This window comes from Iodobacter ciconiae, from assembly GCF_003952345.1.
In the GTDB taxonomy this organism is placed as follows: domain Bacteria; phylum Pseudomonadota; class Gammaproteobacteria; order Burkholderiales; family Chitinibacteraceae; genus Iodobacter; species Iodobacter ciconiae.
Genome location: NZ_CP034433.1, coordinates 625,784 through 640,681, shown reverse-complemented (window position 1 = coordinate 640,681; position 14,898 = coordinate 625,784). Strand labels below are relative to the sequence as shown.

The 14,898-nt window shown below is 48.3% G+C and carries 11 protein-coding genes; 2 read left to right on the top strand and 9 right to left on the bottom strand.

Features of this window, described 5'->3' with window-relative positions:
• Positions 1-4: 4 nt before the first annotated feature.
• The 9 genes from EJO50_RS02755 to EJO50_RS02710 form a co-directional block, all read right to left on the bottom strand.
• Positions 5-313, bottom strand: a complete 309-nt coding sequence (locus EJO50_RS02755) for an AHH domain-containing protein (protein WP_233702202.1) — start codon at positions 311-313, stop codon at positions 5-7.
• Positions 314-487: 174 nt separating this feature from the next.
• On the bottom strand, positions 488-1,006 hold the full coding sequence (locus tag EJO50_RS02750; protein ID WP_125971467.1) for a hypothetical protein: 519 nt from the start codon (positions 1,004-1,006) through the stop codon (positions 488-490).
• A 161-nt stretch (positions 1,007-1,167) separates the two neighbouring features.
• Positions 1,168-1,728, bottom strand: coding sequence for a hypothetical protein (locus EJO50_RS02745; RefSeq protein ID WP_125971466.1), 561 nt, complete (start codon positions 1,726-1,728; stop codon positions 1,168-1,170).
• Complete coding sequence (locus EJO50_RS02740) at positions 1,719-6,230, bottom strand: RHS repeat-associated core domain-containing protein (protein ID WP_125971465.1); 4,512 nt, start codon at positions 6,228-6,230, stop codon at positions 1,719-1,721. Before EJO50_RS02740 ends, EJO50_RS02745 begins: the two co-directional genes overlap by 10 nt.
• A gap of 79 nt (positions 6,231-6,309) precedes the next feature.
• Positions 6,310-9,417, bottom strand: coding sequence for a type VI secretion system tip protein TssI/VgrG (locus EJO50_RS02735; RefSeq protein ID WP_233702160.1), 3,108 nt, complete (start codon positions 9,415-9,417; stop codon positions 6,310-6,312).
• Positions 9,418-9,853: 436 nt separating this feature from the next.
• Positions 9,854-10,522: a lecithin retinol acyltransferase family protein gene (locus tag EJO50_RS02725; RefSeq protein WP_125971464.1), complete on the bottom strand. Its 669-nt coding sequence runs from the start codon at positions 10,520-10,522 to the stop codon at positions 9,854-9,856.
• Between the two features lie 38 nt (positions 10,523-10,560).
• Positions 10,561-11,502 (bottom strand): recombination directionality factor, encoded by a 942-nt coding sequence (locus tag EJO50_RS02720; protein WP_125971463.1) that lies wholly within the window; start codon positions 11,500-11,502, stop codon positions 10,561-10,563.
• Positions 11,499-12,485: a YqaJ viral recombinase family nuclease gene (locus tag EJO50_RS02715; RefSeq protein ID WP_125971462.1), complete on the bottom strand. Its 987-nt coding sequence runs from the start codon at positions 12,483-12,485 to the stop codon at positions 11,499-11,501. The genes EJO50_RS02720 and EJO50_RS02715 overlap by 4 nt, the downstream gene beginning before the upstream one ends.
• A 77-nt stretch (positions 12,486-12,562) precedes the next feature.
• The gene (locus EJO50_RS02710) at positions 12,563-13,516 is read right to left on the bottom strand and encodes a DUF932 domain-containing protein (RefSeq protein ID WP_125971461.1); all 954 of its coding nucleotides are present in this window, start codon (positions 13,514-13,516) and stop codon (positions 12,563-12,565) included.
• Between the two features lie 460 nt (positions 13,517-13,976).
• On the opposite strand from EJO50_RS02710, the gene EJO50_RS02705 reads away from it, so the two are divergent.
• Together EJO50_RS02705 and EJO50_RS02700 are read left to right on the top strand one after the other, a co-directional pair.
• Positions 13,977-14,615, top strand: a complete 639-nt coding sequence (locus tag EJO50_RS02705) for a hypothetical protein (protein WP_164521413.1) — start codon at positions 13,977-13,979, stop codon at positions 14,613-14,615.
• On the top strand, positions 14,608-14,823 hold the full coding sequence (locus EJO50_RS02700; RefSeq protein WP_125971459.1) for a helix-turn-helix transcriptional regulator: 216 nt from the start codon (positions 14,608-14,610) through the stop codon (positions 14,821-14,823). Before EJO50_RS02705 ends, EJO50_RS02700 begins: the two co-directional genes overlap by 8 nt.
• Positions 14,824-14,898 lie beyond the last annotated feature (75 nt).

The window sequence follows — 14,898 nt, the reverse complement described above, 5'->3', positions numbered from 1 at the left end:
TTTTCTACCTAATTCTAATTGGTGATTTTCCGCCACTAACGTTCAGGCCTGTTCGTAATCTGTCTTGCAGTGCGGAAATTTTATTTGCAGCTTCCGTGGAGGAAATATCACCATTTTCATATTCATCTCTAATTTTTTGGACCTGATTATTTACAACAGCAGAATATCCAGCATGAGAGCCGCAATGGTAAAAACGTTTTTTCATCTGTCGAGCTTTTTGTGCACTATCAGGAATCAATAAGCCATTCGCTGCATCATCACGTTGTCCGCTCATTCCAACTTTATTAAGAAAGCCCTCATGTTTTGCCCATATTTCTTCAGGTATTAAGCGATGGGCTTGCTTGTTATCTCCAACAGTCAGGCGTACCGTTTGATGCCCATTTCGGGACTAAAAACCTTGACTTGCAAGACGGTATCTGACCCTACAAATTTTTATTTATCAAATACAAAGTTTATTAAGCTATCGTTAATAATGTTCACGACATTCTTATTTAAACATTGAAAAATCAATAAATCTTATTTTTAACTTGGAATCCGAACAAAGCTTACGAAAGCGCTCAGTAACAAAGTAAAACTGCTCATTTTCAGAATCTCTAATAATAAAATCATTTTCACTGGGCATGAATTCATTCCTAACTTTAATTGCGTACTCTCCCTCTCTTACAAAAACAGGCTTAAAATTTAAAATTCTTCCAGCAAATGCCTTTACAAATATACCATTAATAAATATTTCACAAGGTGCAAAATCAATATCGTTCGTGCATGCTTCAATAACTTCTTTTGCGTGACAAGAAAAAACAGGAAATGGCATTGTTGGCTGAAAGAAATCGCAATCTTCAATATTTTTTAGATTAAAAAACTTTTGGGCCTTTAGCTTTAAACTTACTCCATTCTGAAATTTACTAACATCAAGTCCCAAAACGAAATGTTTTAATACGTCGCCATTTTGGTCTTTCAGATCAAGAAAAGATCTCTCGGTTTTACTGGTGTTTTGCATTGTAAACATTTGGTTTTCTTTTTATTTTTAGCTGAAGCGAAGATCTATTTACCTGAATTAAAACATGCCCTAATTGTTCTTTGTAAATTTGTTTTTTAACTTAGTCTTGATGAACTAAAGGAACAGGTTTTATATTTTTTATGAAATGTAAGACCTGCCCCCATTGCTCTTTAGCGGAATTTAGCTTCTTTAAATGCAATTTGCATGTTATTTTCTTTACAAATATTGACCATTGACTCAGATGCAAAGTAGCAGTACGCGTATTCTGGCGCTACATCTTTTGCTAATAAAAATGGAGTAAACTTAGAATATAACTCAATCATTGCTTTTCCATTTTCATTTGCGCGTAAAAATTTTTCACTCCGTAAAAATTTAGCCAAGTAAAAATTGTATGCTTTCCCTTCTCCGCGATGGGCAATAACTTGAATAGGATGAAATATCACTTCAGTTTGCAATAGCTCATGGAAAACTTTAAAAAAATTCTCAGAAAATAATGCATAAGGGCCAAGCACTTCCAAATAATCTAAATGGGTTAATTCAACATCTGTGAGTCCTTCTTGTGCATAGAAGTAGAAACTGCTGATCCAGTCAGGCCAGTTGCATGAATCCTCGGAATATAAAAAACGATATAAGCTCCTCTTGTTGGGCGAGCTTAATATCGCATCAGGCATATAAGCATAGCAAGCATCCTTCTTTGACTTAACTACAAGATCATAAACTTTCATGGCCATGTTTTTTTTCCTTTTCTTAGGTCTTGTCTCGTGCTGGACTGCAATTTCTCAATCTCTTGCCTTATTTGTGAAGAGTCCCAATCATTCTGATCTGCTTTTCTAGAAATTGAATCCAGCTGTTGCCGCATATGCTGGTCATAGTTTGCATGTTTATCATCACCAAGTTTAAAGCAGGAATGACGCGTTCTATTTGTTGTTGTACTTGTGTTGCAATGTCTTGGAAGATACATCATATTTTTTGCTGAATTGATATCTAAGCCTGCATCTCTCATTGCAGGATGGTCACGCAAATGATACGGAATGACATGATGGCGTTCTGTACCTGCTATTTTAGGCATTACATCTGTTGCTGGATACGATGATTTTGGATCACGAGCCAATCCCTGTGGATCGATCCACCCCGTCGGATTCGGCGCATAAGCATGAGTATTAAATCCCCCCATCAAGCCAATCGGATCACTACTAATAAACCGCCCAATCTCCGGATCGTAATAGCGGTGGCGGTTGTAGTGCAAGCCGGATTCTTCGTCGTAGTATTGGCCTTGAAAGCGTATGGAATTGTTGATTCCAGCTTCTTTTGCCGCTTCACTGATGACGACCTGCGCTTCACCCCACGCCTTGTACTCTGCGCTCCATGCGATTTCGCCGTTTTCATCGCTAAGTGTTTGCGGTGTACCAAGTTGATCCACATGGTAGTAGGCGGTGTGTTCTTGTTCGCTGTCGTTGGTGGAGACGATTTGCGCCAGCGGTATAAAGCTGTTGGGTTCAAACAGGTAATGGCGTGTTTGTTCGGCAGTTTTTTCCAGGGCGATAACGTCGCCGTCCCAGATGAATGTTGTTTTACCTTGAGCGTTTTCTTTGCCGATGCGGCGGCCGAATACGTCGTAGAAGTATTTGGTTTCGCCCGCTTGGCTGCTGATTTTACTCAGGCGGTTAAAACCATCCCAGCTGTATTTAGTGGTTTGTTCGCCTTGCTGTTTTTCGATCAGATTGCTGCGGGCGTCGTATTTGTAATGGGTTCCGGCGTATTGCTTTAATAAGTTGCCGAGCACAGCGGGCATGGTGGGCAAGCTGCTGCTGGTGCCAGCTTTTGTATCGACTAAGTTACTGGCTGGATCGAAGGCGAAGGTTTCATGGCCGAGGCGGCTGTTGGCAGCGATAAGACGGCCTACTGGATCGTATTGATAGCTGATCTGGCCGCTGCGGCTGTCGCTGATGCCCAGCAACTGGCCGACTGGATCGTATTTGTAGCTGCGGTTGCTGCTGGTTTTACCGCTGAGTGTTTGCTGGGTAATGCGGCCCATTTTGTCGAAGTGGGTGTGTGCAGTCAGTTGATTGCCCAGCGTTCGCTGGGTTTCGCGGTGCAGATCATCACGCTCAAAGCTGGCGATTTCTTGTTTATTCCACAGCATGCCGTGCACGTGGCCACTGCCGTAAATCAGCCAGTCGGTGCGCTGGCCATCGGGGCGGATGCTGGCGATGCGGTTGCCGAGTTCGTCGTATTCATGCTGCCAGTTGTACTGCTGTTGCTGGCCGAATAGCTTGTATTCGTGGCGCTCGGTGATGAGGTTGCCGACGGCATCAAAAGCAAAATGGCATTCGCTGTATTGGTTTTTAGCGGCGTAAATCCGGCCTAATACGTCGTATCTAAAGCGCTCGCTGCTTTGGCCACTCTGCCTTGCTGTTAAGCGACCGGTTTCATCGTAGGCAAGGGTGGTGATTTTCCCAGCTTCGTCGATTTGCTGCAGGCGGCCCGTTGCTGCTTCGTACTGGTAGCGGGTGCGTTTATTGCCGAAGTCGGTTTCTTCCTGCAGGCGGCTGGCGGCATCGTAAGTAAAACGATAAGCCTCGTTATTTTCATTAATCAGGCTGAGCAGGCGGCCTAGCTTATCGTACTGATAATTCAGGGTTTGATTGGCGGCGTCTTTGCGGCTACTGACTCGGCCTGCGCGGTCGTAATCAAACTGGGTTTTAGCTTGTAGCGCGTCGGTGTGGCTGAGTAAGCGGCCTTCGGCATCGTATTGCAGCAGGCTGTGCGTGCCGTCAGGATTGACGACTTTAGCCAGCTGTCCATCGCTGCCGTAGTGATACTGGCTGGCATTGCCTGCGGCATCTTGCGCCACAATCAGGCGGCCACGGGCGTCGTATTGCCACTGACTGGTTTTGCCAGAGCAGTCGGTATAGCTACTGAGCTGCCCATTGGGCAGATAGGCGAGTTTTTTGCTGCCGCCTTTGGCATCTTTAATGGCGACCGGCAGGCCCTGCGGGTTATAGCTGTATTGGGTGCTATGGCCCAGCGGGTCGGTTTCTTTGGTGAGATTGCCTTGGGCATCATATTCGCGCAGCCATTCATGGCCGCTTGGATCGGTGATGCGGATTAGCTGGTCTTTATCGTCATAGGCCATCAATACCCGAGTTTGATCCGGACGGATATGCTCGATCAGATTGTCTTTGTCGTCATAAATAAAGCTTTCTGCCGTACCATCGGGGTGGATGTGTTTGGTCAGGTTTTTAGCTTCATCCCTGAAAGCCCATTCTTCTTTGCCATCTGGGTAAACCGTGCGATACACATAGCCGTCGATATCAAAGTAATAGTAAGTCTCTTGCGCCAGCGCATCGGTGGCGATGGTCAGGCGCAGGTCAGGTACATATTCGAGCTGGATGCTGTTGCTGCCGTCGTCAGCGTATTCACGAATCGCTTTGGATTTGGCGTCTGTGCCGTCCCACTCGATATTCTGCCCCCGGCCGGTGCGGTCGGTGTAGCGGGTAATCAGATGGTGTTGGTATTGGTACTGCCAGCGCTGCTGGTCTTCGTCGCTGGCGCTTATCAAATCGCCCGCATCGTTGTACTGATAGCTGGCGAGTTGACGAGGGGGCGTGCTGGCTAAGCTAATGCTGCTGATTCTGTTGTGCGCATCGTACTGCAGCTGTGCCCAAGGCGATTCGCCATTTCTCAGGCGGCTCAGGCGGCCCTGAATATCATAATCCAGCACAATTTCATTACCTGCCCGGTCGCGCAACATGGCCAGTAAATAGCTTTCGCCATGACGTTCAAAGATCTCGAGCAGCTCATGGCCATGCGCCACGGTGAGCAGTTTGTCGCTCAACTGGCTGAGGGTTTGGCCTTCGCTGCGGTCTTGGTGGTGTTCGCCCACTTTTAAGCGGGGATAGGGTGTTTCGCGTCCCTGATCGTCGATATACACCATGCCATCGTCGCTTAGATCAAAGCGGGTGTGGAATGGCGTCAGCCAGCGTGCGCCCTGGTTGCTTTGGTCAAAACGGGCTAAGCGGGAGTTATACGTACGAGCCCAAACTATAGGCATCACGCCTTCTAATACAAAATCAGTGTGGCTGAAGCTTTCTTCGCCAAGGGCAAAGCCAATCGAATGGGCGGTGCCACCAGTAATCGGGCAGCTTTTGCAGCTATTGGGGGCTTTTTCTGCTTTTTGAAGTTTACGGGATTTTTCAACCTGCTGTTGGGATACGCGGTATTTAGCTTCAGACTTCACCCCTGGCGTGGCAGAACCCTGGGTTTTATTGGTTTTTTTATGGGCCAGATGTTCTAACAAGGTTTTGAGCAGCTGAGCAATGCTGCCTTGTACTTTGTCATCGCCCAGATCTTTCATCTTCGCTTTCACCAGCGGTGAAATTTTATGCTCTAAGTGGTTTGCAGCTTGCATTAACCATGCTTTTTGCTCCGTAGAGAGCACCAACTTGCTAATGGTATTGATGACCACATTTCTGGCACTGGCACAGATCTCCAGCAGAGCATGGAAGATACTGGTCTTGGTGGCTTTGGCATCACGGAAATTAGTACCTTTGTTGTAAGCAATACCTGCAGGAACCGCACGATACTTACCCAGCTCTCCAGTTGATAGTTGCCTGAGGAATAAAGCGAATTGATCAATCAGGCCCATGATAAACGTCGCTACGTTTTCCATAATCGGCTGAATGGCTTTGCTCAGATCTTGAACCGCTGTTTCTACGGTGGCTGCTACCCGCTGATCGGCCATGATATGACTGGTAATCACTTCAACCACAGCAGAAGCCACTGCGCCTTTATTAACAACTACCGATTGCTTCACGGCGGCAATCACCGGGCGTAAAGTCATTCGTAGCGGCGCCAAGCCCGGTGGCAGTGGAATTACGCCTATCGTATCGACCCCAATACCAAACCAATCCATCACCTCGGGTTCAGTTTGCTTTTGCGTTAACTCATACAAACCAATAATCACATCGCTGGCCGCAATCAGATTGCCAATCACGGGAATGCCTGCCAAAACCATTTGCAAATCATTCAGCGATAACTTGCCGCCCGTTAGCTCCTGAATCCACTTATCAAACTCCCCAACATTACTTTGCACATCTTTAGACAATTGCGCATCCAGCGGCACCAGAGCGTATTGCTTCATTACTTCGCTCACTAGCTCGGCACGCTCGCCGTATTCGCCCTTTGTTTCTGAGGGCTTAGGGTTAAGGTATGGAATAGAGTGTGTGACCATGTTTTATTCAGCAATTATTAAAGCCCAGGGATGACGCCAGGCGGGGTTATAGGAGGCGTTGTTTATTAGCTGGCCAGGCTCAAAGTATTTTTTTTCTGGCTTGATCGAGTAAGGCCTGCGCTTGTTCCGCCTTGGCTTGAACTTGTTTCAGCTGATCCAGCCCTTGCTGAACTTTCGCTAAGCCTTGCTCTGCCTGCCCCAGCAGTGCTTTGGCAGAGATGAGTTGTTCAGCAACCAATGGTGCTGCAGACTGAGTCGCTAGCTGGGCCGCTTTAGCTCCGGCCTCAGGAATTAACCCTTCCAGCTGGCTTAAAGCTTGCGCCTCCTCGACGGTCTTGTTGGCAGCTAAAGGCGCTTGGGGCCATTTAGGAATATCGAATTTACGTTCCTGACTTTTAGGTGCTCGCGGGTCCGCCTGAAAGGCAACGCTGATTGCGCCCATCGGCAAGCCACTCACCAGCGCTTTGCCCTCCGCATCCAGCGCCCCTTCATGCTTATTTCCATTGAGATCCAGTAAGGTGTACTTGCCGCTTTTAATCCCTTCCATATTTTCATAGAAATGATGGAGCTGAATATCACCCACGGCAGCTGCCTTGCCTGCAAATGCTGGCAAAGGCGGATTTAAACTCGCTGGCCCGCTCCAATCATGGCTGCCGCCTTTAATACTCACCTTTCCCGGTGCATGCAGCTCGATCTTTCCATCTTTGATGCGGATATAAGCCCCACCAGCAGTGAGCAGAATTTCCTGTTTGGCGTTAAAAAGGCCCTTGCCTTTAATCGCTGTGAACTTAGCGTTTTTGTCGGCGGTGATTTCGATATCGTCGCTTTGCGCCTGCATTTGCAGCTGGCCTTTGGCGGCGATCAGTTTTAACGCAACTTTATCTTTTACCCCGGCTACAAACAGACTGATATGCTGGCCGACGTTATGAATCCAGCGGCGGCCGGAGGTTTGATTTGTATCACGCTGGGCAATCAAATCCAGGTTGGTGCCTGCGGTGTGCGTCTGGCTTTGCGGGCTAGTAATCGCTACGCCATCCTCGCCGTGCAGCAGGATGATTTTTTGCTGGCCTGCCTGCTCTTTGGATTGGCTTTTGCCATCTTTATCGGTGTTTGACCCAGCTTCAAAGCTTTTGCTGGCGTGCACATGGTGGTGCAGATGGCCGATGGTGGCTTTGCCGCCGGGGCTGTTGTCGGGCTTGATGGTTTGTTCATCGTCGCCGGTTTCAATCGTATCGGCAAGCTGATTGGTTGCTGTTTCACCCAGGCTTTGAGCCAGTGCCAGGGCGGATTCCAGCTGGCTTTGCGCGGGGCTGCGATCGAGCTGCTTGCCAGATGCACCACTCTTGGCTTCGGTGCTGATGAGTAAGCCATTGGCGCGGATTGCGCCTTGTTTATCACTACGCAGCTCAAAGCCTTCGCCGCGTGGCTCACCTTTACCGTCGGTACGCGGGTGTATCAGATAGCCGAGGTTCAGCTGGGTTTTACCGTGCTCGCTGGATAGCTTGGTTCGGACTTCGCCCTTGCTATCATCAAACAGCAGCTCGCCGTATTGGCCACCTTCATGCTCTTTAGCTTTGATGCCGGATAACGTTTTATTGGCGGGCAAAGCGCCTGCGCCACTGAATGTCGGCACAGGGTGGCTACCGTTATGGACCACGCCAGTGACAATCGGCCGGTCGATGTCGCCTTCGATAAAATCGACTAACACTTCCTGACCGATGCGCGGGATGAACTGATGCCCAAAGCCAGCACCTGCCGATGGGTAGGCGACACGTATCCAGCAGGATGACTTATCATCCATGTTTGCGCCAAACTCAGGATGCTCTGCGGCACGCTGCCAGTGGAATTCTATTTTTATGCGCCCTTGCTCATCGGTGTGGACTTCTGATCCGGCAGGGCCGACCACGGTGGCGGTCTGTACGCCAAAGCTTTTGGGCTTGCTGTGTTCGATATGGGCAAAAGCGGGCACGATCGGCTGGCCGCGCCTTTGGGCGGTAAAATCGGCTTGATAAGGGGGATTATTCGCGGCTAAAGCCGCTCCTACGAGTAAGCCGGGCGCGACTAAGCTAAGTTGCTGGGTGAGATCCGCTGGAAGGTTATTGTTTGCGGTAAATTTCAGCTCGGTAACGGCAAATTCACGTTGCTCGGCGCTATCCCATTCATGTGCGGGATGATCTTCCAGGCGGAACCACTGCCCGGCCTGCAGGCTGCGTAAAGTACCAGAGCCGCTAAAGGATTTCTTTTTGGCATCCGCTGCCTGCTGACGCAAATTAGCATAGTGGCTTAAGCCTTCCGCGTCGCTGGCGTAATAGAGCGATTGCGGGTCATAATCTTCGAAGCTTACCTGCAGCTGCTGTCCACCATCACCCTGATCGATGCTACTTTCATCAGAGCTTTGGTTAGTGCTGGTGGCTTTGTAATCAAAGCTGGCCAAAGACACACTGCTGCTGCCGATTTGCCGCTGGCTCTGCCATTCAGTCAGACTATCGCTCTCTTCCGTGGCGTCGGCTCTGTGAAATCTAACAAATGGATCCGTCGCTTCTGCAATTGCAAAAGCATCATCAAACACGAGCAACTGAACCTGAGGGCTGTCGCCCGGCAAATGATTAAATAACCAGGCTAAGCCTTCCTCTGCTAATAATCGTGTCAGAAAATCGAAATCGGATTCGCGGTATTGTAAGCAATAGGATCGCGGTGAATGCGTGCCGGAGAGCTTGAAATCCAGCATTTGCACCGAGGCAAACACCGGATTTTTTTCCTGATGCTCAGCCAGTACCTGCTTCACAATGTCGGGGACAGATAAATCCTGGAACACGCGGGAAGTGCGCCGGTATCTAAGCAAAGCAAAAGGCGGCTCTACTGTCAGCGCGTACTTTGCGAAGCCGCCATCAGAACCTAAAAGCTGTGCCTGACTAATGACCCCGCAGCGCTCAACCGCCTCACCATTCGCATTTTCAATAGACAGAACGACTGGCAAACCCAGTAGCGATTTAAGCTCTAATCCACCATCGGGGGATAAGCAATCGATCTGGTAGCGGTATGCCTGATTGATGCCCTCACTCCCTGTTACGCGCTGGGGCAATAACTGTTCACTCCACACTGAGCCATCGCCAAGCTGAAGAGAGATGAGGCGCTGATCCTGATTAAAGGCAGCGGCGAAAGAGGCAAGGAGATCGAAAGTCATCATAAACCAAGGGTTTAGAGGTGATTTTTGATATTACATGAGGCTTTGTTTATGCTGTATTAGGTCTTCAGTTGATAAGGAGCCATTTCTTCCAATTAAGAAAGGGTGAATTTGGGTAAAAGCGGCAACTTGGCGCGGCAGTTCAGTGAGATTGATGCGCTGATTTTGGACGAACTAGGTTGTCTGCCGTTTCCGGCATCTGGTGGTGCCTTACTTGATGGGTGAAAAATATTGGATGCTGATTGACATTCTAAGCATCAAATAGTGCTTCTCTACCAAGAATGACATCTGAAAATTTGGCTGCGCCTTCAATAAGCTGAACTGATGATTCAATAGGAATCCCTAATCTCAGCACTAATCAGCTCTGTCTTTACAAGAAACCACTTGAGCGCACAAAAAAAAAGCCCAATTCAAATCGGGCTTTTTCAATACTTAACAACTAATCATCAAAAAAACTCCCCAGCAATTTCAGCGCACCATAGCCGATCAATGAGCCTGCAATCGCAGGAAGAGCAATTGAGCTTAGCGTTGTTGCCGTGAGCGTTGAAATAACGCCTGTGCTTATGCTCGCAGAAGTAGACATGGCGGCGGCAGTGCCTAGCGCGGTTGAAACAGCAGGTACTAAATGCCTTGTTGTACCTTCTTTAGCGTGCTGAATCGCCAAGCCAGAGATCATTTCAACCACGGTTGTTTCCACCGCATCATTAAGAATGGCCTCGCTAACCATAATGCCATCAATCACGTGATTGACTTGCGAGCTGGAGTGCAGCCCCAGAATGCACCACGTCACAAAGTGCTCGCAGTTATTCAACAGCACGTTGTACCAATCCTCCCCCAAACGCGATTTAGCACGCTCAATGCTGGTTTCACGATCGTAAATACGGAAAGGGTAGCTTCTCACGCTATAGCCGTTCCCCTGGCAAAAGGTTTCCAGATCAATGATTTCAATCACTCCCGTTTGTAATTCTCCCAGTGAAGAGCCTGAATAATGAATCACGCGATTGCGCCCGATATAAAGGCCGTGATGCGAGTAGCCAATGCGCTCTGACACTAAATGATCGCCTAGTTGCATGATGTTTTTTCCTTTGTGATCGATACTTACGCGCATAAAAAAGCCCCAGATTAACTGGGGCGATATGCCGTGTTTTAGGCTGCTTTCGATTCGGGCTTGTTGGCCGTCCCCAGCTTTTGGGTCAGCCTTGCCGGGCGCACCAGCTGAGTAGGTTTGGGTGTAGGGAGTTTAGGGGCTTGATCAACAGCTAAAGTGGCCTCGCTGGTTTCTGCTTCTGGATAGAATTCTTCCAGTACCAAGGGCATTTCTTCTTCACCGTCTTCAAACTGGCCATTCTGTAAAAGCTGTCTGGCTGCAGCCTCTAATTGCGCTGTTTCTACCCCTGCCTCTTGGTAACGGATGGCTTCACTACGGGCAAAGCACACCGCTTCAGCCAGGCTGTCTTCTTCCCTTAAAGTGAGATCGACGTAGAACACCGGTGTTCGATACGATTGCGTGGTGCTTTTTGCGCGTAGCCTCAGCAGTAAAGGCAGATGGCGGGTATTGCCACCACTGACCGCTTCAAAATACTTTAGCCTTGCTGCCAGCGTGCGTACCGAGTTATAGCCGGTGGTGCGAAACACAAACGAGCCCAGTTCATCGTTCTGCCCCTCGATCTGCACATTCAAGCGGCCAAACAGCTTGCAGCCTTTCTCTTGAGCAAAAGCGCAACGCTCTGGAGTAAGGCAAGCTACCTCGTCTATCCCTTCCCCACTAACGCGCTTGGCTTTTTCCCCATCACCCACACAAAGTGGCCTGCCCGTAGTGCGATCAAACGCACTAAATTCAGCACGTAAATTCAAATTACTATCGTTAAACAAAACCCGCACCGGAATCATGCGGATCTTGCCGTTATGGCTGCTGTCAGCGTATTGCTGGTGCAGGGGGTGCAGCATCCAGCCGTCACGGTTTTGCACTTGGGTGGTGAGCGTAAAGCTATCGTCTTTCTCAGGGATCAGCTTGTCGTTCTTTTTAATCAACTTGCCGATGCTAATGCGCCCAATCACGGGCGGAGTAATGGCTAATCCTTTAATCATGATGCGCTTCTCCTTTCGGCCTGAACCACAAAGCGGCGTGAGCCGCTGACGGGCTTGGTGTATTGCTGGATTAAATCGGGATAGGCTGCGGTGAGGCGATCTAAATCAGGAGCCAGCCGGTCTTTGCTTTTCTTCCACGTAACACGGCCCTCTTGAAAGACTGCCGTGCTGGCATTGCCAAGGGCATTTTGGATTTGCTGGCGCACGCTGGCCTCTTGTGCTTCAACGTCTTCTTTGCTCTGACGTAGCGAGAGCAAAGTGCTGAAAAGCTGATTAAATTCAACGGATTCAGAGAGATCTAAAGTTTGACCGTCATCCCTTGGAAATAGCCATTGCAGGGCCTTGGCGGCATCCTCAGAGCCATCGGGAGTGGGTTGAGTATCATTCGTAATGTGTTGCCAAAAAACGCTTACCAAGCGGATTAAATCGGCAATCTTGTCCTCATCACGCTGGATGCGATAAATCCTAAAATCTTGACCCCCTATTAACACCGCCACGTCAGCCCAGGCATGCCCAGTCACAGCAAGCTGATGTAATACCTGGCATTGATAAGCCACCGGGATACCATCTTCCCATTGAGGAGCAGAGAAATAACTGGCCGTTTTGATTTCTAAAACACCCGTACCATCGGGGTGGCCTAATACCTCCCGATCTAAATTTGCCAACATAAAGGGGTAATCAGGATCTTGTAGCACCGCGTTAACTTTGCGTACTTTTAAGCCGGTTCGCTGGGCGTAGACCGTTGCTAATACTGGCTCTAAAACCGTACCCCAGATCACCGCTTCTTTTTCTGATAAATCATCAGGTGGCCTGCGATGTGTTTTTTCCAGCCACAGCGAAAGCGGGCTTTTGTAAGGCGATAAACCAATCGCTGCCGCAGCATCTGACGAGCCAATGCCTAAGCCACGAATACGCAACCACTCTTCCCGGGGCAGATTTACCGTTGACGCCAAACGAATGGCACGTCCATATTTTTTGCACATGATTCAAACTCCAGACGGCATAAAGCCCTGCCGGTTAGCAACCAGACAGGGCTTTATGAGGGGGTAAAGAAGAGGATTCAGTTCAGTAGGGCCAGCGCCGTATTTAAGGCTTTTTGCTTGAGTTGTGCCCCTTGCCCAAACCATGCGGAATCGAGGCGGTAGTCTTGATTGCGGGCGCGTCTTTGGTGATCCACAAACTCCGTCACTGCATTGAGTAAGCCCCAGGCTGTACCACGGCTACTGGTTAGCAAGGAGCCCATCCCCGCACCGCTATACAGCGCAATCACCTGCTGCATGGCACGAGAAACCTGTGGCTCTTCTGCTTCAGAAGCTTGCTCACTCAGCACTTCGCCAAAGAATTGAGCCACTTCAATTTCAGAAACTGAACGCTGGGAAAGCTGTTTCATATTGCCAATAAAGAGATCCCACGACGACAAGCCAATACCAAGCGATTCTTTAATGGCCTTAGGATCAAACTTAGTGGAATGTGGCACCTTGACTGCGCCGGTAGCATCGCCCACGGCCATTTGCAGCGTGTTATTACAAACCACCCGCACCGAGGTAAATTGCGCCGTTGTGCACATCGAGCCATCACAGCTGGTCGCCAGAAGCAGATAAGCTTTAACGTTATCTTTGCCTTTCAGCATCGCCTCTTGACCAGTGCGGGCTAAAGCCCACAGCTTCTTGCCTCCCTTCAATACCCCCGCCGTTTCCAGCTCAAAGCCTCCAGCGCTGACCAGATCGTTATAAAACTGCAGCACGTCATGCGGCTGCACCACGTTATAGCGACTAGAGACCACCGAGAGCGGCGCTAAGGTATCTGATCGATACAGCACCTTTGAATCGCTGTGCGAACGTATGTGCATGCCGCCAGGTGCAACATTGAATAACACGTCACTTTGATCGATAGACCAATTCATTCCTGCCTCCGCCTGCCAAATTTCTAAAGGCTGCTGTGCAGTTAATTTACTACCCAAACCATGCCAGGGCTCTTGGCCTACAAAAGCCATTGTTTCTACGAGATGTGCCATTTGATTTCTCCAGACGTAAAAAAGCCCGAGACAAAGCTCGGGCTAGATATTCAAAGGTAAAACGATGGTGTTTCTACGTGAGTGATATAGATTTGAAATTTTTTTGACTGTTATAAAAATTTGAATTCTATTTTTTTGAATTTTTAATCGTCTGAGGTGGCCATACCCCTGCTATTCCTGCTATTGATAGCAGGAATAGCAGGGGTGATTATCTAGGAGTAGGCATATATGCGGTGGCAGTAGATAGTTTCGTATAAAAATAGAATTTAGTGGAAAACGCTGAGAATGACTTTGTTGCACGTTAACAACGCGGCTATAGGTATTTTATGCCGCAAAGCGCGGGTTTTTTTAAACACGCCCTTCAGGCAATCGGTGTGAAATTCATTACGCTTGATACCTAAGCTCAAAGTGTGCTCTTATATTAAGGCTCATTTATGGGCTCAATTTCAAAGGAAAAATGATGAGTAACATTAGTTGTTCAGTTGGCAATGATGCCGACAAGCACTTCTCACCAGAGGAGGAAATCGGACAATTGTTGTGTGGCCTGAGTGAAGTAAATCTGGGGCTTAATACTACACACGCAAAAATTGTCTTGAGTAGTGAAGTGATCATGCACAAGTTGACAAATACTTTGGCAGAATTGAAACGCATGCTTTCAAAATCTAGAACTTATGTGTTAGCTACAACACCTAGTCGTGCTAAAACCATTTCGGCAAGAAAAATAACTCGCAGTGTTCGTAAATTCACTTCATCTTCTTCGGCTAAAGCTGCTTCTGGCGGAGATTCCGACTCGGATGGAGAGCCCTATTCACATAACCAAGCTTACTACGCAGCATCTTCCGTTTTTCCTCTGCAGCAAATCTCGTACTTCCCCTCTCAGCACCTTCAAGCTGAAACCTCAAATATAAATATATTCACTCTGATTTTTCAATGCATCAGCGTCTTACGCTTCTTTATTTTGTTATGCGTTGCAGATTTTCATGTCTGGAAATTGAAGATCGCTAGCATTTCATCAAAACCGAGAACGCTTCGTCGTTCTGTGTGGGGCTGCGTGCTAAATCTTGAAGTCTTTGCTTTAGAAGGAGCGCGCAATGTCTGAACTCAATTCGCCTCCAAATACGATTCTTCGGCTACCTGATGTACTTGCACGCACAGGTCTGTCGCGCTCATCGATTTACTCGAAGATGGATAAACACAGTAAATACTACGATCCATTTTTCCCTAAGAAGATTCAAATTGGGGCCAGAGCAATTGGCTTTATTGAGTCAGAAATAAACAATTGGATTGCTTCATTGGTAGGCCCGTAAATTAAGTGACGTTTTGTAAAGTTGAAAAAGTTAAAAAGAGCGACTGTTGCCAGTGAATTGTTTGTCAACGGTTGC

Bases quoted from the DNA above. Each gene is read 5' to 3' on its own strand.
- EJO50_RS02750 (WP_125971467.1), bottom strand. From the start codon at position 1,006: ATGTTTACAATGCAAAACACCAGTAAAACCGAGAGATCTTTTCTTGAT.
- EJO50_RS02745 (WP_125971466.1), bottom strand. From the start codon at position 1,728: ATGGCCATGAAAGTTTATGATCTTGTAGTTAAGTCAAAGAAGGATGCT.
- EJO50_RS02740 (WP_125971465.1), bottom strand. From the start codon at position 6,230: ATGGTCACACACTCTATTCCATACCTTAACCCTAAGCCCTCAGAAACA.
- EJO50_RS02735 (WP_233702160.1), bottom strand. From the start codon at position 9,417: ATGATGACTTTCGATCTCCTTGCCTCTTTCGCCGCTGCCTTTAATCAG.
- EJO50_RS02725 (WP_125971464.1), bottom strand. From the start codon at position 10,522: ATGCGCGTAAGTATCGATCACAAAGGAAAAAACATCATGCAACTAGGC.
- EJO50_RS02720 (WP_125971463.1), bottom strand. From the start codon at position 11,502: ATGATTAAAGGATTAGCCATTACTCCGCCCGTGATTGGGCGCATTAGC.
- EJO50_RS02715 (WP_125971462.1), bottom strand. From the start codon at position 12,485: ATGTGCAAAAAATATGGACGTGCCATTCGTTTGGCGTCAACGGTAAAT.
- EJO50_RS02710 (WP_125971461.1), bottom strand. From the start codon at position 13,516: ATGGCACATCTCGTAGAAACAATGGCTTTTGTAGGCCAAGAGCCCTGG.
- EJO50_RS02705 (WP_164521413.1), top strand. From the start codon at position 13,977: ATGAGTAACATTAGTTGTTCAGTTGGCAATGATGCCGACAAGCACTTC.
- EJO50_RS02700 (WP_125971459.1), top strand. From the start codon at position 14,608: ATGTCTGAACTCAATTCGCCTCCAAATACGATTCTTCGGCTACCTGAT.